This window comes from Anaerophilus nitritigenes (genome assembly GCF_004138215.1).
Classification (GTDB): domain Bacteria; phylum Bacillota; class Clostridia; order Peptostreptococcales; family Thermotaleaceae; genus Anaerophilus; species Anaerophilus nitritogenes.
On sequence record NZ_RYYS01000053.1, the window covers coordinates 1 to 21,170 of the forward strand.

The 21,170-nt window shown below is 31.4% G+C and carries 20 protein-coding genes and 2 pseudogenes; 4 read left to right on the forward strand and 18 right to left on the reverse strand.

The genetic code is table 11. The annotated features are described in order from the left end of the window. From EK368_RS07910 to EK368_RS07930, 5 genes are all read right to left on the reverse strand, one after another. Nucleotides 1-1,084, reverse strand: a 1,084-nt coding sequence (locus EK368_RS07910) for a PDC sensor domain-containing protein (RefSeq protein ID WP_165000376.1), incomplete at its 3' end; no start/stop codon positions are given. A gap of 388 nt (nt 1,085-1,472) precedes the next feature. Then, nucleotides 1,473-2,282 carry a sugar phosphate isomerase/epimerase family protein gene (locus tag EK368_RS07915; RefSeq protein WP_129598234.1) on the reverse strand — a complete coding sequence of 270 codons (810 nt, stop codon included), beginning with the start codon at nt 2,280-2,282 and terminating at the stop codon, nt 1,473-1,475. 80 nt (nt 2,283-2,362) lie between these two features. Beyond that, complete coding sequence (gene trhA, locus EK368_RS07920; RefSeq protein ID WP_129598236.1) at nt 2,363-3,001, reverse strand: PAQR family membrane homeostasis protein TrhA; 639 nt, start codon at nt 2,999-3,001, stop codon at nt 2,363-2,365. Nucleotides 3,002-3,157: 156 nt separating this feature from the next. After that, a complete protein-coding gene (locus EK368_RS07925; protein WP_129598238.1) occupies nt 3,158-4,012 on the reverse strand; it encodes a YitT family protein in 855 nt (284 codons plus the stop codon). A 233-nt stretch (nt 4,013-4,245) separates the two neighbouring features. Continuing rightward, nucleotides 4,246-4,827, reverse strand: coding sequence for an ECF transporter S component (locus EK368_RS07930; RefSeq protein WP_129598240.1), 582 nt, complete (start codon nt 4,825-4,827; stop codon nt 4,246-4,248). Nucleotides 4,828-5,057: 230 nt separating this feature from the next. Here EK368_RS07930 and EK368_RS07935 point away from each other — a divergent pair, with 230 nt between their 5' ends. After that, entirely contained in the window at nt 5,058-5,522 is a 465-nt protein-coding gene (locus EK368_RS07935; RefSeq protein WP_129598243.1) for a spore coat protein, read from the forward strand. 54 nt (nt 5,523-5,576) lie between these two features. Here EK368_RS07935 and EK368_RS07940 read toward each other — a convergent pair whose 3' ends face one another. Both EK368_RS07940 and EK368_RS07945 read right to left on the reverse strand, forming a co-directional pair. Next, nucleotides 5,577-6,107: a permease gene (locus EK368_RS07940; RefSeq protein WP_129598245.1), complete on the reverse strand. Its 531-nt coding sequence runs from the start codon at nt 6,105-6,107 to the stop codon at nt 5,577-5,579. Beyond that, on the reverse strand, nt 6,104-6,589 hold the full coding sequence (locus EK368_RS07945) for a permease (protein ID WP_129598247.1): 486 nt from the start codon (nt 6,587-6,589) through the stop codon (nt 6,104-6,106). The genes EK368_RS07940 and EK368_RS07945 overlap by 4 nt, the downstream gene beginning before the upstream one ends. Nucleotides 6,590-6,864: 275 nt before the next feature. Here EK368_RS07945 and EK368_RS07950 point away from each other — a divergent pair, with 275 nt between their 5' ends. The 3 genes from EK368_RS07950 to EK368_RS07960 are packed head-to-tail and all read left to right on the forward strand — an operon-like array spanning nt 6,865 to nt 8,612. Continuing rightward, complete coding sequence (locus EK368_RS07950) at nt 6,865-7,173, forward strand: PadR family transcriptional regulator (protein WP_129598249.1); 309 nt, start codon at nt 6,865-6,867, stop codon at nt 7,171-7,173. Nucleotides 7,174-7,190: 17 nt separating this feature from the next. Next, on the forward strand, nt 7,191-7,823 hold the full coding sequence (locus EK368_RS07955; RefSeq protein WP_129598251.1) for an ABC transporter ATP-binding protein: 633 nt from the start codon (nt 7,191-7,193) through the stop codon (nt 7,821-7,823). A 3-nt stretch (nt 7,824-7,826) separates the two neighbouring features. After that, entirely contained in the window at nt 7,827-8,612 is a 786-nt protein-coding gene (locus tag EK368_RS07960) for an ABC transporter permease (RefSeq protein ID WP_129598253.1), read from the forward strand. 272 nt (nt 8,613-8,884) lie between these two features. Here the strand turns inward: EK368_RS07960 and EK368_RS07970 are convergent, their stop codons facing one another. From EK368_RS07970 to EK368_RS08020, 11 genes and pseudogenes are all read right to left on the reverse strand, one after another. After that, on the reverse strand, nt 8,885-10,123 hold the full coding sequence (locus tag EK368_RS07970; RefSeq protein WP_129598257.1) for a nitrogenase component 1: 1,239 nt from the start codon (nt 10,121-10,123) through the stop codon (nt 8,885-8,887). Next, nucleotides 10,110-11,405 (reverse strand): nitrogenase component 1, encoded by a 1,296-nt coding sequence (locus tag EK368_RS07975; RefSeq protein WP_129598279.1) that lies wholly within the window; start codon nt 11,403-11,405, stop codon nt 10,110-10,112. Before EK368_RS07975 ends, EK368_RS07970 begins: the two co-directional genes overlap by 14 nt. Before the next feature lie 2 nt (nt 11,406-11,407). Then, a pseudogene (locus EK368_RS07980) lies at nt 11,408-12,146 on the reverse strand (nucleotide-binding protein). A gap of 29 nt (nt 12,147-12,175) precedes the next feature. Continuing rightward, nucleotides 12,176-12,961, reverse strand: coding sequence for an ABC transporter ATP-binding protein (locus EK368_RS07985; protein ID WP_129598259.1), 786 nt, complete (start codon nt 12,959-12,961; stop codon nt 12,176-12,178). A gap of 65 nt (nt 12,962-13,026) precedes the next feature. After that, nucleotides 13,027-14,064 (reverse strand): FecCD family ABC transporter permease, encoded by a 1,038-nt coding sequence (locus EK368_RS07990; RefSeq protein WP_129598261.1) that lies wholly within the window; start codon nt 14,062-14,064, stop codon nt 13,027-13,029. Next, the gene (locus EK368_RS07995) at nt 14,064-15,107 is read right to left on the reverse strand and encodes a FecCD family ABC transporter permease (protein ID WP_129598263.1); all 1,044 of its coding nucleotides are present in this window, start codon (nt 15,105-15,107) and stop codon (nt 14,064-14,066) included. The genes EK368_RS07990 and EK368_RS07995 overlap by 1 nt, the downstream gene beginning before the upstream one ends. Before the next feature lie 95 nt (nt 15,108-15,202). After that, nucleotides 15,203-16,192 (reverse strand): ABC transporter substrate-binding protein, encoded by a 990-nt coding sequence (locus EK368_RS08000; RefSeq protein WP_129598265.1) that lies wholly within the window; start codon nt 16,190-16,192, stop codon nt 15,203-15,205. A 355-nt stretch (nt 16,193-16,547) separates the two neighbouring features. Next, nucleotides 16,548-17,370: pseudogene (locus tag EK368_RS08005) on the reverse strand (helix-turn-helix transcriptional regulator). A 602-nt stretch (nt 17,371-17,972) separates the two neighbouring features. Then, nucleotides 17,973-19,328: a sigma-54-dependent transcriptional regulator gene (locus EK368_RS08010; protein ID WP_129598267.1), complete on the reverse strand. Its 1,356-nt coding sequence runs from the start codon at nt 19,326-19,328 to the stop codon at nt 17,973-17,975. Beyond that, on the reverse strand, nt 19,321-20,739 hold the full coding sequence (locus tag EK368_RS08015) for an ATP-binding protein (RefSeq protein WP_165000377.1): 1,419 nt from the start codon (nt 20,737-20,739) through the stop codon (nt 19,321-19,323). Before EK368_RS08015 ends, EK368_RS08010 begins: the two co-directional genes overlap by 8 nt. Nucleotides 20,740-20,930: 191 nt before the next feature. Then, nucleotides 20,931-21,164: a heavy-metal-associated domain-containing protein gene (locus tag EK368_RS08020; protein ID WP_129598270.1), complete on the reverse strand. Its 234-nt coding sequence runs from the start codon at nt 21,162-21,164 to the stop codon at nt 20,931-20,933. Nucleotides 21,165-21,170: the final 6 nt, after the last annotated feature.

Consider the following 21,170-nt stretch of genomic DNA (forward strand, 5'->3'; position numbering starts at 1 on the left):
CTAGATCAGCTATTTTCTCTGCATAATCTGTAGCTAAAACAATAGGTTTAGATATATATTCAGCAATAAAAAGAATAATTGCTCCTAATATAACAACTCCTATAAGTAGAATCAAACTCATCATAAGTACTTGTCTGTCTACTTCTTGATACATTTCTTTTTCTAAAATATTTACACTAAAGCTCCAAGGAGTATCTACCCCTTGTATATGTATGGGCACAAATATTTTAAAAACATCTTTTTTTAAACTTTGTGAATAAATAACATCACTATAATTTTTACCCGTTTGAATTACATCTTCATATATTTTTTTAATATCTTCACTTTCAGTTCTTAATTCACTTGTTAACTTTCCTATCTCTGTTGATTCTTGATGAGCTACAACTACTCCTTTATTAGAAATAATTTTGGCAAAGCCTGTGTCATATAATTTGATTTTAGATGTCATCTCTTGAAGATAATCTAGATGAATATCTACCCCTACTACACCTACTACTTGATTATTATGTATAATAGGAACAGATAAAGTAGTAAGCATTACTTTTTCGCCTCCCATAGTATATTCCATAGGTTCAGTGATAATAGGCTTTTTCTCCTGAAAAGACTTCATATAATAATCTCCTGCACCTGGCTCATGATAACTTTGTAAAGTTTCATACTTAATTTGTCCATCTTCTTTATACCAACAGGGAATAAATGCTCCTGTTTCATCATGAAAATCCTTCCCTGCAAATTCTAAATCTCTCCCATCAAAAGCATTGGGTTCCCATCCTACCCAAATATCATATAAATTTGGATTATTTTCTAATATTTTTTTGAGCATATCCATCACAAGTTTTCTATCTGTATGATTATTTTCTTTCATGGTTTCAAAATTTTTTGCTAATATTTGTGCATAGTTAAATGACTCATTGATCACTTGAGCTGTTTGTTGTGAATATTCTCTAGCTGTAGTTTCAGCTAATTGTGTGGCTTGTTCTTTTGCAATTTTTCTTGAATCTATAATGGTAATTCCCATAGTAGATAAAAAGATAATAAGTACTGTAGATAATGTAATGACTAAAATTCTAGTTTTTAATTTCATATCAACACCTCTTTCTATTTTTATTCATCCTAGATCATTTATGTCCTATTTTGTCGTATTTTAGGACAAATTGTCTATTTACATCAATTGTATATTATGTATTTTGCTTTGACAATTATTTATTATATATAAAGCATTAATATTTTTTCTATATTATCCATATCAATCCTTTTAATTTTTTATAAAGATAATTGATATATCCATTATCTTTACTCCTTCTTCTCAAATACATAATTTTATATAGCTCCAATAAAAAATCTTACTTTAGAACATTTATAGTGTAAACTTTTGTGAAATGTATAACGGTAATTATAGATTTATCCCATGTTTTTATCAAATACATAAATTCCTATGTATTATAAAAATAAGTTAGTAAAATAACTTATAGTCATTTTGCTAACTTATTGATTAGATTCATTTCTTTTAATTTTTCAAATGATTCTATTGCGTATTTTCTTGGACGTACTTCAATAATATAGATCACATCATTTTTTTTCATTTGATTCACATGCCATTTGAAATCTACTTTTCCACTTCCTATAATTTGATGATCCATTTTTCCATTATGATCATGTAAATGACAAGTTTTCACTTTATTTATATGTTTCATGAAAAACTCTACTTCTTCATATTCATTTGTATAAGAATGACCTATATCCCAAGTCAAGTAAATATTTTCTGTATCTATTATTTCTTCTAAAGTTTCTTGAACAATTTTTCTTGGAAATCTTCCTGAATTTTCTATACACAATAGTATTTTACCTTTAGAATATATACTCAGTTCTATTAAACTTTCTTTTAATACCTTTTTATATTCATCCTTATATAATTCATCTAAATAAGATTTTCGATCTATAAGAGTAAAGCAAACTGCACTTCCTATATGGATGGTCATTCTACTTGCTCCTATATCATATCCAAAATCAATTACTTCTTTAAAACGATGGATACAAGCTTTTCTAATATTTTCTTGTAATTGAAGCAAAGTAATATCTTCAGGTCCATGTAAGGTAATTTCTATATCATTATCCATTTTATATTTTTTAATTTTTTCTCTATCTTCTTTTGTAAAATTTTCAGGAAAAAAAATAGGCATATTGACATTGAGTTCAACCCCATCAAATCCATTTTTTTTAGTATTTTCTAATGTATCAAATATATCTATTTCTCCACTAGATGCTGCATATCCAATTTTCATAAAAATTCCCCCTCAATAGCTTTCTTCCTATTATACAATAAAAATCAGGAATCTCTTCCTGATTTTTAAAATAATTTTGATTATGTTAGATACTTAAAAATACCTACAAAATGTAGCACACTTCCTGTTAAAACAAAGAGATGCCAAATTGCATGGTTATAAGGTATTTTTTTACAAGCATAAAAAATTGTACCTAATGTATAGATTATCCCCCCTGCCAAAAGCCACATAAAAAATCCCATAGGAACTACTTCTAGCATAGGTTTTATCGCTATTACTACAATCCAACCCATTAAGATATATAAGCTTAATGATACTACTTTATATTTTTCAAATTTGTTAAAAGTAAACACTTTAAATAAAATTCCAGCTAAAGCAATCACCCATACTCCTGTTAAAATTCCTATTCTCCAGTATCCTCTCATAGTAAGTAGTACCACTGGAGTATAAGTTCCTGCTATAAATAAAAATATAGAGGAATGATCAAATATTCTTAATATCTTTTTAACTCTTTCCTTTTGAAAGCTATGATAAAGTGTAGATGCTACATATAAACAAATAGAGCAAAACCCATAAATACTAAATGCTGTTATAGAAATAGGATTTTTATCCCAAATTGCATAAACTAATAAAATAGTTACTACTACTATACTAAAAACAATTCCTATTCCATGAGATATGCTATTTGCGATCTCCTCTTTTAATGAATATTTTTTCATTTTACGAAACCCCTCCTCAAAGGATCTGTCTTATGATCATATATGTATATTATATCAGATATATGTACTTAAAATTCTATCTTTTCAAAATAATTATAAACTATAAAAATTCTCATGTTCTTATATAGAAAAGAGCTACCCAAACTTTAGTAGCTCTTATAATGCTGGTTTTTTAAATCCTTTTCCATGTACTTCTGAGGTATCTAATATGGAAATAAAAGACTGAGGATCTGCATCTTCAATCAATTTTTTTATTTTTGGTAGTTGTCTTAAAGATACAATGCAATAAATTACATTTCTATCATTTCTTGTATATGCTCCTTGACCATGTAAAAATGTAACACCTCTGCCTACTTCCTTTATAATCATATCTGCAATTTCTCTTTCTTTTTGAGTTACTACAAATAATAATTTTTTTCTTTCTAATCCATTCATCACTCGATTCATCACTTCAGAACTAATATACATAGATACCAATGTATAAAGGGCAATACTAATTCCATTGATCGTAGTTCCAATCATAACAACTACTATATTCATAGAAAATAAATACTGAGCTATATTTCCTCCTGTTTTTTTCCTCAAAACAACAGCAATAATATCTGTTCCTCCCATTGAAGCTCTATTTTTAAAAACAACAGCTCCTCCAATTCCTCCAAATATTCCTCCATATATACTAGATATTACCATATCATCTGAATATAAATAATGTGATACATTTTGAGTCAAAATCATAAACAAAGATAAAGATACCATTCCAATCAAACTAAATACACAAAATTCTTTATCAACAGCTTTCATCCCTATCAAAAATATAGGTATATTAATAGCTAATAAATAATATCCTGATGGAATATCTGTAATATACTGAAAAATTAAAGCAAGCCCTCCTGCTCCTCCACTTAAAAATTTATGTGGTATTAAAAAAGAATTGATTCCTATTGCAGATATTAAGCTTCCTATCATAATAAATAATAATCTTTTAAACAATTCATTTTTATTCTGAATCATAGCTTTATCACTCCTTTTTTTATTTATATATACCTACCCATTATGTCAGTATTTTATATAGATTTCAATCATTGTTTTTTAAATTTTTATACATTTCAAACCCTTTTTTTTTATAATAATTTTCCTATTTTATTAGACAAAAATACTACTCTTTTTTAAGAGTAGTATCTTTTATAAATTCATTAATTTTCTTTTCATCATCCATGTATTAAATCTCTTGTCCTTAAAATAAATTATTTAAATCGTTTTACTGCAAGTACTACTGGGACAGTAATAATAATTGCAGTACCAGCAGAAACAAATCCATTTAATACAAGAGCTAATAAACTTTTTACTGCAACACTTTGACTAATATTAAGTGCTTTTGCATACTCATCTATGTACAATATATAAATCAACCCTAAAACTCCAATGGTATTAGTAAATGATCCTATAGCTGTAGCGATAGACATATTAAAACTTGTACTCTTTGTCCTACATATTTTATATGCATAATAGGATGTCACTCCAATGAGCATCCTTGGTAAAACAGCAACAATAGGATTTAAAAATACAAAAGTAACAGGGGAAAAAGTATTCAAAGCTTGAAACATACTAAATAATCCAAATAAAAGTCCTATCATAGCTCCTACTAAAGGACCTTCCAAAATAGCTCCAATAATTACTGGAATATGCATGATGGTACTTTTAAATGGTGGTATGGGTATAAATCCCAAACCTGTAACTCCTAGTACTATGGTTACAGCAAATAATGTACCGATTACTGTAATCTGTTTTGTTGAAAATTTACCTTTTGACAATGTGATCTCTTTCATAATAATACCTCCGTTCTCATTCCTTTTTGGGATATAAGTCGAACAATTTGATTATAGAGATTTAAAACAAGGATTTTGAGTTTGGTTTCATAAAGAATACCAACACATAAAAATGATATCATTTTTTCCATTAAAATCAAGTTTTATTTTTATGAAAATAAAGATGATCTTATGATCACACCATGAATAATTTTTCTATTTAAGCTCATCCTAAAATTGGAGGTGATTTTATGACAAATTTAACTCAAAAAGAAAAATTTTTATTACAAGATCAAAAAAGTCATGAAGAATTATGTATTAAAAAGTACAACAATCATGCAAATCAAGCAAAAGATCCACAATTAAAACAGTTATTTTTATCTCATGCACAACAAGAACAACAACATCTAGATACGATCAATCAAATTTTAAGTGGACAAGTACCAACTATGAATCAATCTAATCAACAAAATATGCAAAATACTCAAAATCAATTTAACACTCCAAACAATATGAGTCATGAAAGTGATAAAGATCTCTGTACTGATTTACTTGCAACAGAAAAATACGTATCTTCTACATATGATACATCCATATTTGAATTTAAAGATCACAATATTAGACAAGCTCTAAATCATATCCAAAAAGAAGAACAAGAACATGGAGAATCCATTTTTAAATATATGGAAGCTAATGGAATGTATAATCTTCAGTAAAAATAAAGATGATAGGGATGCTTATGTCCCTATCATCTTTATTTTACTAAAATATCACATAGATTGAGCATTTTTGTATATGCTCTTTATTTGTTTTTCATCTACTATAGAACATAATATGTATGCAATTAAAATAATTCCAGGAACATCTACAATCAATCTCGTAATGGCAAATTTAAATCCCAAAGAAGATATTTCAAATAAAAACATAGGAATTTTGGTAGTAGACCATGCTCCGATAAAAATTAATATATTACTAAATTTCACTCCTTTTTTCATAAATACTGCTGCAATAGGAAATGCTCCATATAAAGGACCTGCAGCTGCTGACCCTAATACAATAGATAAAATAATTCCCTTTATTCCTGATTTATCTCCCATATATTTCATCATAGTTTCTTTAGGAACCCATACATCTAATAACCCTAATAGAATAAATATCGGCGGAATTACTCCAAGCATCTCTTTAAAACTAAACCCAGTAATATATATAGCCTTTATCCCCATATTTCTATTGATGAAAAACAAAATCATCATCATCAGAATAGTAAATATAAAGAATTTATATTTCTTGATCCAATTCATATTGTGCCAACCACCTTTCCAATGATATAGGCTACAAAAAATGAAAATAAAAACGCTAATACATTCCTCATAATGGTGATCCTTTTACCAAAATATTTTATTTCAATAGGTGCTGTTACAACACCTACCATCATAAGTGTAGATATAAATGCAGCAATTTGCATATATCCAGCTCCTCCCTTTAAGAGCATAGCTGCAGTAGGAAATGCTACAAATCCTGGAATCAAAGTAATCGCTCCAATAATAGCAGAAATTATTACACCCACCCAACCTGATTGAGCTCCTATGATTTGAGATATCATTTGAGTATTTAATACTGATAATAATATACCTACAAGCATAATGACTCCTAAAAACTGTGGTAAAATATTTTCAAATGACTTCCAAGCTTTTTTCAAAGCTATTTTTGTCTTTTTCTGATCCTTCCAATAAGAAATTACTAACAATATGGAAATGATCCCATACATTATGTAACTATTCATATGTACATTCTCCTTTTTGAGTAAAATTTCATTATAAAACCTTTCATTAATTTTTTCTTGAAATGTTAATTAAATCATAAAAATAATATTGCATTCTCTATATCCATTAATCTAATAATATATCATTATCAGCAGAATTTAAACATTTTTTGTTATTTAAAAACACTGTTATTTTCCTTTTTATTACTATTGAGAAAAATATATTATTGTGTTATAGTAATATCGTGTTACGATATCAATTTACGATAAATAATTTCATATCGAGGTGAACAAAAATGAAAGATAAAATTTTAAGAAAATTTTTCCTAGGTTTTATTCAAATTCATATCCTTCATCATGCTAAAAAAGAACCTTTTTATGGCTCTTGGATGATCAAAGAACTTAAGGATCATGGATATGACATGAGTCCTGGAACATTATATCCTCTACTTCATAATATGGAATCTACAAATTTGTTAAAAAAAGAAGAAAAAAATGTAGATGGTAAAATCAGAAAGTACTATCAAATAACAACACAAGGTATAGAAATTTTAGAAGAAGCAACAAAAAAAGCCTATGAATTATTTAAAGAAATCAAAGACTAAAGTAAGGAGGTTTGTTCATGTTTTTTCTTAAAGAAGTAAAGTATAAAGATATTCTTTCTATCAAAAAACTTCATATCCCCAAAAATAAAATTACTTGTATTGTAGGTAAAAGTGGAAGTGGAAAAACTACGTTATTAAAACTATTAAATAAAATGATTCCCTACGATCATGGTGAAATATTTTATAACCATAAATTATTAAATGATGTAAACTCGGTTGAGTTAAGAAGAAAAGTAATTATGCTACCTCAAGTGCCTGCTATATTTCCAGGAAGTATCAGAGAAAATTTACTCATTGGACTTAAATTTTCTCAAAAACCATTTGTAGGAGATTCCCAACTCCTTAATATATTAGAAACCATTCATTTAAATAAAGATTTAGAAGAAGATTGCAAAAATTTATCTGGTGGAGAAAAGCAAAGAGTATCCCTTGGTAGAGTGCTTCTTTTAAATCCTGAAGTATTACTATTAGATGAGCCTTCTTCTGCACTTGATGAAGATACAGAACATATAATGATTCAATCCTTGGTAGGTTATACAAAAAAACATCATAAAACAATGATTATGGTAACTCATTCCAAAAGAATAGTCACTCATTTTGCTGATGAAATCATAACAATAGCAAACACTATAACTAAAAGAGAGGTGTAACAATTGGATAAAGTAATAGATCTTCAATTATATCAAATAATAGCATCTTATATTTTTATTGCTATTTTATTATTCATTGTAAAGATAAGAGGAATTTCAAGAGAAAAAGAAATTCTAATCTCTGCAGTAAGAATGACTTTGCAACTCATATTAACAGGTTATATTCTTGTTTATTTATTTAACAATACTCATCCACTATATACAATTATCATTCTTATGATTATGGAAATTTTCTCTATATATAATATTTTTAAAAGAACAAAGATGAAACTTTCACTCTCTCTAAAAAAAATCATTGCTGTTTCCATGTTATTTGGTACCTTATCTAGTCTGGTATATTTCTTGCTTGTAGTAGTTCATATATCCCCTTGGTACGATCCAAGATATTTTATTCCTATTGCAGGAATGCTGATTGGAAATTCCATGACAGGTATTTCTCTTGGAGTTACAAAACTTATAGATGAAATGCATTCTCAAAAACATCTGATTGAATCTGCACTCATGCTAGGTGCAACTCCTAAAATGGCTTCAAAAGAAATTGTAGATCGTTCTTTTGATTCTGCAGTTCTTCCAACGATCAACTCTATGTTAGGAATAGGTATTGTCTTTTTACCTGGAATGATGACAGGACAAATTTTATCTGGTATATCTCCTTTGACTGCTATTAAGTATCAAATTGCCATTATGCTTGGTATTCTCGGTAGTGTTTCTCTAACCGTTATATTATTTGTTCAATTAGGATATAAAACTTTTTTCAATAATGATGACCAATTGATCATTGATGAATAAAGAATTGTAAACATCATGAATCTATAGTTTTCTTCCTTTCCCATAACATATCCAACAGTTCTTCCACATCTAGAAAAGTAGTGATTTGTATATTGTAGGATTATTTCATCTCTTCCTAACATCATACCAAAACTCTCTGTCCATAAAACCATAGGAGGTGCATCTGCCGAAGTCACTCCTACAGAAAGTCCTGGAATGTACAATCTTCAGTAACAATAATAGGATAGGAGTATAAGTACTCCTATCTTATTTGTTTTTTGATTGATATATATTTAATCATCTATTTGCTCTAAAATTCCATTGAGCCATAAACTCACTAAATTTACAGCTCCCCGAAAGCCCATAAAGGGAGATTCATAAAGATTTAATCTCCATTTTATATCTGGGTTAGATATTTGAAGATCTATATTTCCTTTTGCCCATTTCAAAGCTTCTCCACTTGCCATTAGAAGTCCATTTTTATGGGCTTTTATAGCTTGTATCCATTCATCTTCCGAAAAATAAGGAATTTCTTCACTTGTCATACTTGGACAGTCACACCAACAAACTCCTCTCATTAAAGATAATTCTTTTTCTGCATAAGAAAGAATACCTTTTACCACATCTGCATGACCTCCTAATGAAAGTCTTGCTTCATCAGGATGCTCTCGTATGATATGTTCAAATATAAGGATTGCAGGTGAAATTTGACTCATGATTTTTTCTTTTTCTAATTTTATAAAGCTATTATCTGGAGTCAATCCACACATTTGTGCTATCTTATCTATCCATCCCAAAGTTTCTTCCATTCCATAGGGTCTAGCCAATAAATATGGCGTTTTAAATCGTTTCTTTAATTGTTTTGCAGCAGGTTCTCCTTCTCGTCGTATGACTAAATTAATATGGGCACCACCCATATCCTCAATTTCCTTTACACATGTATCAGAAGTCATAACGCAAAGTTTTTTCATACCAAAGGCACCCTTCATTATGCGAATCATCTCTTGTGCATCAGCATGGAAACGAAATAAATCAGCACAAGAACCGATTATATTAAATGTAGGCTCCTGTGTTTTTTGTATATCCTTTGGCAATGTTTTCGAAAGAAGCAAAAGTGCTTCTTGAACACCACCATGTCCACATATGTCAAACCCTCCATATCCAAATGGAAGTAAACGTACATTAGGATATTGTGGTTGTAATTCTTCACATATGGCCATTAAATCCGTCCCAATAACTGTTGGCACTGAAGATGGCAGTAAAAAAATAATTTTAGGCTTATCTCTCTCTACAATTTGAGCAATAGCACGATTCAGTCTATTCGTATCTCCTAATGAAATATCTGTTTCGTCAATGTGAGTAGAATATAGTTTACACCTTTTAGATATACCCGCTTGATTTAAAAACATTCGCCCATACTGCATATGTCCCATACATCCGTATTCAATCAAAGCTGCATCACGGATTGAAGCAAGAGTCCATAATGTTCCCATTCTACCTGACATTGTCGGTTTGAATCTATGAATTCCCATGACTACTCCTCCTTATTTCCTCCATATTTACTTTTTCATACATCTTTAACATTCTACTTAATAAAACTGCCGTTCTTTCATAACCCATTTGTCCATACAAATCCTCCAAGTATGAAACGCAAGGAATTGAAGAGGAATCTTTTAGAAGTTCTCCTAAAGAAATTTCTGCTTGAATACGTTCCAAAAGGGCTCTATCGGCAGGATCATTTACCATATGACAGATCATAGGATCATAACCTTGCTTTTTAATAGATTTTGCCCATTTTTTATCATCAGGATAAAATTCATCCATATGTAAAATCGTAGGCTTCATTTCAAATTTAGTTAAATATAATACAAGGGGCAAAGGCATCATGGCACCCATGTGAGTTAGAATATAACTTTTCCCTTTAAACACATCTTCTGCCTGTTTCTGCAATGTAATAGCTTTTTGTCTTGATTCATCAAATTCATGGTTAAACCTGATTTTCAATGATTTTGCCACAGCTTCATACATATGATCAATTTCAGATACCCCATAAGTTTCATGAAGACTGATAAATGGAACTTGAAACTTCTCCCACATCATTTCAGCCAAAGGATTCATAAAAGGTGAAATTACAAGATTAAGGGCTGCATCTGGTGAAACAATAAAATCCTCAACATCAGATTTTGGAGCAAGCATTCTAAGGTAAAATCCTCTTTTTTCCAATGCTGTTAATAATTCAGGCATAGGAACATGCTTTTCTCTCGGACTACGTCCAAGAATATTGATTGTATCATCCCTTGTTTTTCCCCTCTTCATTAAGGTTTCAAATGCTAACAATGTTTTCCAATAACCCGACGGATAACTATTACATTTAAAATGTGCCATTAACACAAATGTAAGTAAAGCTGAAACCTTAGGCTGTAGCTCATGCACAATACCCTCTACATCTTCTCCAATTACCTCCGGAACACAAGTTAAAATTATCATAATAGCCTTTGCATCGGACTTATCCATTTCTTTGATCGTTTGAATCAATCCTTTACGACATCCAAATACAACCTCGTTTGAATCTAAAATATACGTCCAATGTAGCTCACCTTCTTCGCTTTTAATCCGAGAGATAACACTACGACTATAAGTTCCACATTCCGATGTGCCTACAACCAATGTAGACATTCCCTTAACTTTTGAACTAAGAGCCAATGCAGTATGCATGGGACAGTGGTTTCCCGGAAAAGCTGCCGGAGTCAGAAATTTTACACCGGCATTTGTCCTAACTGAAGATAAGCGTTTTATATGTTTTAATCCATTCATGATCACTTTTCTCCCTCCAATAGAATCTTTGCCAAAGTACGATAGTGCTTTGTCATCGCACATTCAGGGAAGGCTTCAACTACTGTTTTCCCCAAGGCCTCAGCCTTCTGTACATAAGGATCTCGTGACATACAATAAATTATGGGAGTTTCAATTTTATCTGAAACTTTTTTAACTAGCTCTTGTTCATTTTCAATTTTTTTAGAGTTAAGTATCAATCCTCGTAAGGATGCATATCCACGCTTACCAAAACTTCTAACGGCATGTGCTATATTTGTAGCGGCATAAAGTGACATCATTTCTCCTGAGGTTACTATGCACACCTCGTCAGCATATCCTCCCCTAAAAACCACCGCATACTACATCACCTAAAACATCATATAGGACAACATCTGGTTGATACACTTCATATGCATCTAATTCTTCTAACTTTTCAAAAGCCGTGATTATTCCACGACCCGCACAACCTACCCCTGGAACAGGACCTCCTGATTCTACGCACAAAACCCCAGTACTACTTTTAAAGACAAGATCATCTAACTCAACATCCCCTTTTTCTCTTAAAGTATCTAATACTGTAGTAATGTTTTTACCTCCACTTAGATTACGAGTAGAGTCTGCCTTGGGATCACATCCAATCTGCATTACTGTTAGTCCCATCTCTGCCATAGCTGCAGATACATTGGATACTGTAGTGGACTTCCCAATGCCTCCTTTTCCATAAATTTCAATTTTCTTCATATGATCATCTCCTCTTAATACTATTGCTACTATTTAATCAGTTCATAAGAAATACATGTAGGTCTCCCTGTTCTAGACTCCCACCCAATCTCAGCATCAATCTGGAAAGTATCTTTTAAGACCTTTGTAGTCATAATCTCTTTTGGAGTTCCGCACCTTATAATTTCTCCACTGCGTATTGCTATCATGTAGTCTGCAAACCGTGCGGCTAAATTCAAATCATGTAATACCATGACGATTGTACAACTTTGTTCCCTATTTAGGTTGTATAAAAGCTCCAATACCTCTAACTGATATGCCATATCCAAATAAGTAGTAGGCTCATCTAGCAATATCAAATCAGTCTGTTGGGCTAGTGCCATTGCAATCCAGACTCTCTGACGCTGTCCCCCAGAAAGATTGTCTACCGATGCAGTCTCAAATTCAGTTAGCTTGGTTATCTCTAATGCCCATGCAATGATTTTCTTATCCTCAGAAGACAGTTTGCCAAATCCTCTCTGATGTGGAAATCGACCGTAGGATACAAGCTCCCCAACAGTAAGCCCTCCTTGAGATTGAGGAGATTGAGGCAATATGGCCATCTTTTGTGCCACCTCCTTAGTAGGAAGCTTTCTAATATCGTCACCGTTTAAATACACCATGCCTTTTTTTTGCTTTAGAATACGTCCTACAGTCTTTAGCACAGTTGATTTTCCACATCCATTTGGTCCAATTATAGTAGTAATCTTACCTCTTGGTATATTCATATTTAAATCATCAACTATAAGTTTGTCATCATAAGCAATGGCTAAATTTTTTGTTACAATACTGTTCATAAGCTCTTACTCCTTATATGAAATATGTAATTTCTTCATAGTAAACTCTATGAATCATTCTATGGTTATACCTTGCTGTTAGAAAGAAGATATAAAAAATATGGTGCTCCAATAATAGCTACTACAATTCCTGTTGGTATCTCAGAAGGTTGAATGATAACACGTCCAATAGTATCTGCCACAGATACTAATACAGCACCAACAAGTATACTAGTCAATAGAAGTACACGGTGGCGTGATCCAACAAGTCGTCTTGCCAAATGGGGTGCTATAAGCCCTACAAAACTAATACTTCCGCTAACCGCTACACATGAAGCGGCAAGAGCAACAGCTACGGCAAGCAGTCTACGACGTTCTTTCTCTACTGAAACACCCAGACTATAGGATATATCATCGCTAAAACTTAATATATCCATAACAGGAGCTTTTGTAAGTATAAAAGGAATCAATATGACTAACCAAGGCAGTAAGGTTACTACAAATTTCCAGTTGGAACCCCAAATACTTCCTGTCTGCCAAGCAACAACAAAGTTATACTGTGTATCATCCAACTTCACTACCAGTAAAGTGGTTAATGCCGAAATTCCAGCCTGTACTGCCACACCAGTTAAAATAAGTCGCATAGTTGCAACACCCTCATTTCGCTTATAAGAAAAAAGATAGACTATAACTGCCGCAATACCCGCTCCTGTTAACGCTAGAAAAGGCAAAGTGAACACAGATAAGAAAGATTCCCCACTAAAAATTAGTACATACAAAATCACCATTAAACCAGCACCTGCATGAATACCTAAAAGTCCAGGATCAGCTAGAGGGTTTTTAGATACACTCTGTATGATGCATCCTGATAGAGCAAGCCCCATTCCTACCAACATTGAAATAGTTATACGAGGTAATCTAAAATCAAATAAAATCAACTTTTCTTGATCCGTACTTTTTCCAAATAGCATCCTTAAAACATCTAGTGGAGACATTTTAATATATCCTGAGTTCATACTGACAATTAAAGAAATGATTAGTAATACAACACACCCAATTACAATGAATATATTACGAATCGCTACCTTACGTTTATATGCTTCAATTATTTGTTGTTCGTTCATTACATTGTACTCCTTTGCTTGCAAGCCAAGTTTAAAAATAATGGCACGCCAACGAGAGAAATAATAGCCCCTATGGGAGTTTCAAAAGGAGGGTTTAAAGTTCTCGCCCCTAGATCAGCCAATACAACCAACAAAGCTCCCATTACTGCTGTAGAGGGAATAATGAGTCTATAGTCCATCCCAACCAAAAAGCGTGCAATATGAGGAACAATCAGTCCTACAAATCCAACTGCACCTACCACAGATACAGAGCCTCCTACCAATATAAGAACTATAATGGAAGAAAGTGCATTTACCACCCTTATATTTATTCCTAGTCCCTTTGCAACATCCTGCCCTAAACTTAAAATAGAAATGAAAGGTGATAATAAAAAAGCTCCTATCAATCCTCCTATTGTCCAAGGAAACATTATACTAACCTGTTCCCAATTAGAACCTGCAACACCACCTACAGTCCAAAACATGATGCTTTGCGCCACATTAAAATAAAGGGCAATTCCCTGGCTTATGGCCACCAGCAGCATACTAACAGCTGCGCCTGCCAATACAAGACGAATAGGTGTTTGTACACCTCTTTTCATAGAAGCAATTCCATTAACTAATATGGCTCCCAAAGTTGCTCCCAAAAAAGAAAACAAGATAATCTGCATATACTTCATTTCTGGAAAGAAGGCAAAGCAAATAGAAAGAGCAAAGGCTGCCCCAGCATTAAGCCCTAATAAACCTGAATCCGCCAGAGGGTTTCCGGTAATTCCTTGCATAATAGCTCCTGCAACAGCCAAAGATGCACCAACTAAACTACTTGCGATCACACGAGGCATACGAAGATTAACTATAACAAGATGATTCATTTCTTCCTCATTAAAATGAAATAAAGCATCCCACACGGAAGATAACGGAATATGAGCTATTCCCTTAGTTATGGAAAATACCATAATAAAAACAAGTAGCCCTAATCCCCCCAACACTATCAACCACATCTTCCATATATGATCTTTTTTGTTGATCTGTACACAACTTACCTTTTCCATTGGCTTCTTCATCTAATTGCTACCTCCTTATTACTGTAAACTATTTTTATTATGCCAAACCAATGGGTAACTTCCATTTATGCTGCATCTAGTTTGCCAATGAAAGATTATTTTGATAGGGCTTTTCTTAAATTCTTAGCCGCAATCTGTAATGCCCGTGGACTTTCACTATTTAGAGAATCATCAAAAAATAAAATATGATCGTTCTTTACTGCATTAAGTGATTGCCATACAGGAGAAGATTTTTGTTTTTGAATTGTAGAATTCACAAGTTGAGGGAAATGTCTAAATATAATATAATCTGGATTCATCTGGGATAAAGCCTCTAATGAAATAACCTCACTATTCTCAGGATACCCATTAGGTTTTGACAAGTTAAAACCATCTTTTTTATTGTAATAAAGAGTATTACTAAAACCAAAGGCAACAAAATTGCCCTTTCCATCCACTCGAAGTAAAGCAAATGTTTCGTCCTTATGATTTTCTAAAAGCTCTCTAGTTTTTTTAATTTCTTTCTCCGTTTCATTTATCATTTGAGTGGCTACATCCTCTTTTCCAACAATTTTTGCACATTGCATAGTTTTATTTTGCCAAGAATCTTGAATGTCTATCTGAACTACAGGAGCTATTTTAATCAGCTGATCATAAATCTTATCTACATGACCTTTAAATGTCACAATTACATCTGGCTTTGACTTAAGAATCGCCTCTAAATTTAAGTCTCTAGCACTGCCTAAATCCATAACATTAGCAGTACCTGCATATGGTTTAAGGGTTTCAAACTCATCTAAAGCCTTCATTGCACTGCCAACTGTTGCTCCAGCAGAAGCCGTTGGTGGTGTTTTCAAAGCAAAAAAATAATCCAAAAACAATGCATGAAGAATTGCTACTCTCTCAGGTTTTTTATCAAATTTAATCTCTTTTCCTGTTGCATCTTTTATGGTTCTTATCCACTCAGACTTTTCATGATCTTTTATTTCTTTCGTGAACGTACTATCTGATTTGCTTATGCTATTCTCATTATGAGTTCCACTACAACCAGATAGTATACCTATGATAAATATAAGCGAGATCAATAATCCCATATTTTTTTTCATTTTCATTCCTCCTACATAATAATTTGAATCTATAATCACGATCATATGAACTAAACGAGCTATGACTAATATAGCAAATAAAAAATTATATGAAAATGGATGATTACTGAATCCATAATGCATTATTCCTGAATTTCTTTTAAATGGCACATTCAATAATGAAATAGTATAATTGAAAAATATTCATGAGATAAAATTGTAATTTCAACAAAAATGAGTATTAAAAGGTATAAAAAAAAGCCCTTAAATCCTTAAACAATAAGCATCTAAAAACTTTCTTTTATCTATTTACATATGAAAAGTAAATAATATAACATATTTTAATTCTATTATAATGGAGAACAAACTAAAATTATTATGCTTTATATCTGAACTTTTCCCGAAACTTACTTGGCGAAATGCCAAATTGATTTTTGAATCTCTTGCTAAAATGATATGGATCATGATAGCCTACACTTCTCGCTACTGCCACTACAGGAGCATCCCCTGTTACCAACAATTCCTTTGCACGGTTTAGTCGATGAATCATAAGATAATCTCCTGCCCCCATTCCTGCATATTTTGAGAAGACATAGAATAATCTATTCTCATTTACTCCATGTAGTTCCGCAAGAGATCGAATAGTAAGTGTATACATATAATATTCGTGAATATAATCTGATACTTGTTTAAACAATATCCGATCATCACCATTTGATTGGTTACGAGTACATATAAAAATTTCATCTAATACACAACGAAATATGGTCTCCGTTTGAAATGTAGCAATAGCTCCTGGTTGATTGGATACTCTCCATAATCGCTGTAACAACTCAACCATCCTAGGACTTTGTCCCATAACAAGTTCAAAATGTGCATTCTCTAGAGAAAATCCTTCTGGTTCGGGCTTACGAATACTGTAAAGAACCAAGATATAATTCCATTTTTTTTTTACCTACAACACTCTTACTCAAACTCATATTTGCGCCACCATGAATGACATTTCCAACTCCTGCTGTATACGAAGTATCATCAAAAAGGAAATTCGCCTGACCTCCTAAGGGAAAGATAAATCCTGGAAATGGTGACGTTTTTGTACAACCAAAACTCCCTGGCTCAATACTATAATGATATACTCCTTCTACCTGAAAAGCCGTATGGGCAAAATGTTCTACAAGATCAATTAATTCGATTTCCATTTAATGCTCCCCCTTTCTTCCTAAGTTTTATAATAATTCTCTTATAATATTATTTTCTTGTTAAAAAAATAGCTCTATCAGTTATGATAAGAGCTTAGAGATTGAGTTTATTATAACTTAAGTTGACTATGATTTACAATGCTTTTTCCATTATTATTTATATTGATTCTCATTTTCATTTTTATGAATAAACACATAAAATAAGACTCTACTATTCCCAAATCCTCTTTAATCTCTTATTCAGTTCATCTATTCATCCATTTTTTCTTCCAATATGTTAAGAATAGAAAAGACACGTAACTAGATTTTTAATCTACATTACGTGTCCTTATGAAGCAATTTTATTTTACTTAAAATAGATTTTTTACTAATGGATTTATTTGTATAGAAAAGTATTCTTTATTTAATAAAGCTTGTCTTGATACAACAAGATTGTAACACCAAATGAGAATTTGATAAACACCTCAAGGAATGCGAAAACAACCCAGCATTACAAAATGATACCGATCAAATGCTTGAAATCACGCGTTTGAATAAAAAACTTGCCTAATCAAAGAAAGAATATCCACATGTTTAAAGCCGTTAGTTAATTACCAAGAGCATTAGTCTCCTTTTATATTATATTTTTCCATTCTATATATAAGGGTATGTCTTGTAATTCCTAATAAATTTGCTGCTTTTGTTTGGTTATAATCTGTTTTCTTTAATGCTTGCTGTATCAAATTTTTCTCTACTTCTTCTAGATCGATTCCCTCTTTTGGTAGTATAAATTCAGAAGGATCTTCATTTTGTAATAATATTTCCTTTGGTAAATCCTCTCTATGAATCACATTCCCTTGAGATAATATAATTAGTCTTTCTACTACATTTTCAAGTTCTCGAATATTTCCCTTCCAGCTATATTGAACCATCCTCTCTAAAGCATCCTCACAAATAGATATTAAACTTCTTCCCATTTCTCTACAAAATTTTTGTATAAAATAATCTATTAAAACAGGAATATCTTCTTTTCTTTCCCTTAGAGATGGTAATTCTATGGGTATCACATTCAATCGATAATACAAATCTTCTCTAAAGGTTCCTTCTTCAACCATTTTCTTTAAATCTCTATTGGTTGCCGCAACAACTCTCACATCCACTTTTATTACCTCTGTTCCACCTACACGTTCGATTTCTTTTTCTTGAAGAACTCTTAAAAGCTTTACTTGTGTAGCAAGACTCAATTCTCCCACCTCATCAAGAAATAGTGTTCCTCCATCTGCTCTTTCAAATCTACCTGGTTTTCTACTTACAGCACCTGTGAATGCTCCTTTTTCATGACCAAACAATTCACTTTCCAGTAAACTTTCAGCAATTGCACCACAATTTACTTTTATATAAGGTTTATTTTTTCTATCACTATTATAGTGTATTGCATTTGCAATCAATTCTTTCCCCGTACCACTTTCACCAGTAATCAAAATAGTAGCTGTACTTTTCGCAACACGATTTACAACGTCTAGTACCTCTTTCATCCTTAGACTATTTCCTATGATTACTTTTCCTGTCTTATCTTTTAATTTTTTTGTTAAAAATTCTATTTGTTCTTTCATATTCCCTATCTCTAGGGCTTTTCTTATCTGCATTTTTAATTCTTCAATATCAAATGGCTTTGATATATAATCTAGGGCGCCTATTTTCATAGCTTCTATTGCAGATTCCATTGTGCCATGAGCTGTAATCATCATGACAGGTATATTTTCATTAAATGCTTTTATCTCTCTTAGTGCCTTCATGCCATCTTTTTTAGGCATTCTTAAATCTAATAATACAAGATCTATTTCCTGATCCTTTGCTTTTTCTACAGCTTCAATGCCATTTGCTGCCGTAATGATCTTATAATCCTCATTTTTTAATGCTTTTTTCATTGCCCAAATCATATTTTTTTCATCATCAGCAATTAATATTTTCTTAATCATCTTGTTCTCCTTCCTTTAAAATAGGCAAATATACATCTATTCTCGTTCCCTTCCCAATTGCACTATCTACCTCCATATATCCCTTATGTTCTTCTATAATTCTATGAGTAATGGATAATCCAAGTCCTGTTCCAGTATCTTTTGTTGTATAAAAAGGCTCAAAGATCTTTTCAATTTTTTCTTGAGAGATGCCTATCCCACTATCTTCAAAAGAAACTTTTACCCAATTCTTTTCTTTTAGTAATCTAACATGCAAATCTCCTCTATCTGGCATAGCTTGTACTGCATTAAATATAATATTTACAAATGCCTGTTTTAGTGCTTCTGAATCTACAAACAATTTTACATCTTCTTGTAATTCATAATTCATTTCTATATGGTTCTGCTGTGCATATTTTTTCGTAATCAGTAGAATATCTTGTATTAAGCCATCTATACTTTGAAATTTCCCTTCATGTATATTAGGCTTCGCAAAATTTAATAAACTCTGAATGACTGAATTTGCTCTATCAATTTCATGAATAATAATTTCAAGACCTTCTTTTAATTCCTCATCTTCAGTATCTTCATAGATCGTTTGAGATATGGTCTTTATAATCCCTAGCGGATTTCTTATCTCATGGGCAACCCCTGATGCAAGTTCTCCTACTGCGGATAATTTTTCTGCTGTTCTTACTTGACTCTCTAATTTTCGAATTTCAGATACATCTTCAAGTACAAGTACAATCCCTTCTATCTTATCTGTAATACTTAGAAGCGGATATGCAAACAGCTTTACATAAACATCTTTTTCATCTTTTGAAATGCATTTTATTTCCATATTTAATACTTTTTTATTATACTTTAATACATCCTTTAATATTTTTTCCACATGATCGTATTCCACAAACAAAGTACTCAAATTTCTACCCTCAAGTCCTCCATCTAATTGAAATAACTTTTGCCCTTCCTTGTTCATAGATTTTATCATTAGATTTCTATCAACAGCAATAAACCCATTTGTAATACTATCTAATATATTTTGCGTATAGTTTTCAAGATTCGTTAATTTTTTAATCTGAATTTCTAATCTTTTTTTCTTTTTAAAATCAGACTCCACTAAAAACCCTGTACCTGTACCTATAATTATAAATATGACGATTTCTAAAAATTGGTTTAATACTTCTATATTCATTTCTCCAAAATATAATAATAAATGTGGTGCATACAGAATAGATATAATAAGTGATGCAAGCAGACCACCTCTTAGTCTGAATTTAAAAGCAGAAACAATCATTGGAATATAATATAACCTTCTATAAAAATCATGTATCCCCCATTTTGAAGCTACAGTCAAGTAATGAAGTAGTGTAATTCCTATAATGCTTATACTAATAAATAAAATATTGTAAGTTCGATCTTTCTTTCTCATCATTTCCCTCTCTTTCATGCAAAACTTATTTTTGTGATTATGAAATCCCATGAATTTATTTCATGGGATTTCAATTTTAAACTTTAACAAGTTAATTATATTATTTTGTAGATATATTATTTACTACCCTATCCATTTTATTCTAAACTTCTAAAATCAACATTAATTTTCTATTATTCAGTACACTTTATCTATACTAAAGCAAAACTTGTTACTTTTCCTTTTGTTATAGCCTCACCAACAATCTGCATAATCATTTTCCTTGAAAGCTGTTCACCCTTATAGATAATCTTGATCATTTTCATTTTTAGATTTACATTAAATTGTTGAATACCTTTTATTTGACCAAGAGCTTTTACAACATTTAGTACACATCTATGACAAAGCATATTACTTTGTTTTAATTTAACTTTATGCTCCTTCATAACAAC

Bases quoted from the DNA above. Each gene is read 5' to 3' on its own strand.
- EK368_RS08020 (WP_129598270.1), bottom strand. From the start codon at position 21,164: ATGAAGGAGCATAAAGTTAAATTAAAACAAAGTAATATGCTTTGTCAT.
- EK368_RS07935 (WP_129598243.1), top strand. From the start codon at position 5,058: ATGACAAATTTAACTCAAAAAGAAAAATTTTTATTACAAGATCAAAAA.
- EK368_RS07915 (WP_129598234.1), bottom strand. From the start codon at position 2,282: ATGAAAATTGGATATGCAGCATCTAGTGGAGAAATAGATATATTTGAT.
- EK368_RS07930 (WP_129598240.1), bottom strand. From the start codon at position 4,827: ATGAAAGAGATCACATTGTCAAAAGGTAAATTTTCAACAAAACAGATT.
- EK368_RS07970 (WP_129598257.1), bottom strand. From the start codon at position 10,123: ATGGGAATTCATAGATTCAAACCGACAATGTCAGGTAGAATGGGAACA.
- EK368_RS07925 (WP_129598238.1), bottom strand. From the start codon at position 4,012: ATGATTCAGAATAAAAATGAATTGTTTAAAAGATTATTATTTATTATG.
- EK368_RS07940 (WP_129598245.1), bottom strand. From the start codon at position 6,107: ATGAATTGGATCAAGAAATATAAATTCTTTATATTTACTATTCTGATG.
- EK368_RS08000 (WP_129598265.1), bottom strand. From the start codon at position 16,192: ATGAAAAAAAATATGGGATTATTGATCTCGCTTATATTTATCATAGGT.
- EK368_RS07975 (WP_129598279.1), bottom strand. From the start codon at position 11,405: ATGAATGGATTAAAACATATAAAACGCTTATCTTCAGTTAGGACAAAT.
- EK368_RS08010 (WP_129598267.1), bottom strand. From the start codon at position 19,328: ATGATTAAGAAAATATTAATTGCTGATGATGAAAAAAATATGATTTGG.
- EK368_RS07945 (WP_129598247.1), bottom strand. From the start codon at position 6,589: ATGAATAGTTACATAATGTATGGGATCATTTCCATATTGTTAGTAATT.
- EK368_RS07950 (WP_129598249.1), top strand. From the start codon at position 6,865: ATGAAAGATAAAATTTTAAGAAAATTTTTCCTAGGTTTTATTCAAATT.
- EK368_RS07990 (WP_129598261.1), bottom strand. From the start codon at position 14,064: ATGAACGAACAACAAATAATTGAAGCATATAAACGTAAGGTAGCGATT.
- trhA (WP_129598236.1), bottom strand. From the start codon at position 3,001: ATGAAAAAATATTCATTAAAAGAGGAGATCGCAAATAGCATATCTCAT.
- EK368_RS07955 (WP_129598251.1), top strand. From the start codon at position 7,191: ATGTTTTTTCTTAAAGAAGTAAAGTATAAAGATATTCTTTCTATCAAA.
- EK368_RS08015 (WP_165000377.1), bottom strand. From the start codon at position 20,739: ATGAGAAAGAAAGATCGAACTTACAATATTTTATTTATTAGTATAAGC.
- EK368_RS07995 (WP_129598263.1), bottom strand. From the start codon at position 15,107: ATGAAGAAGCCAATGGAAAAGGTAAGTTGTGTACAGATCAACAAAAAA.
- EK368_RS07985 (WP_129598259.1), bottom strand. From the start codon at position 12,961: ATGAACAGTATTGTAACAAAAAATTTAGCCATTGCTTATGATGACAAA.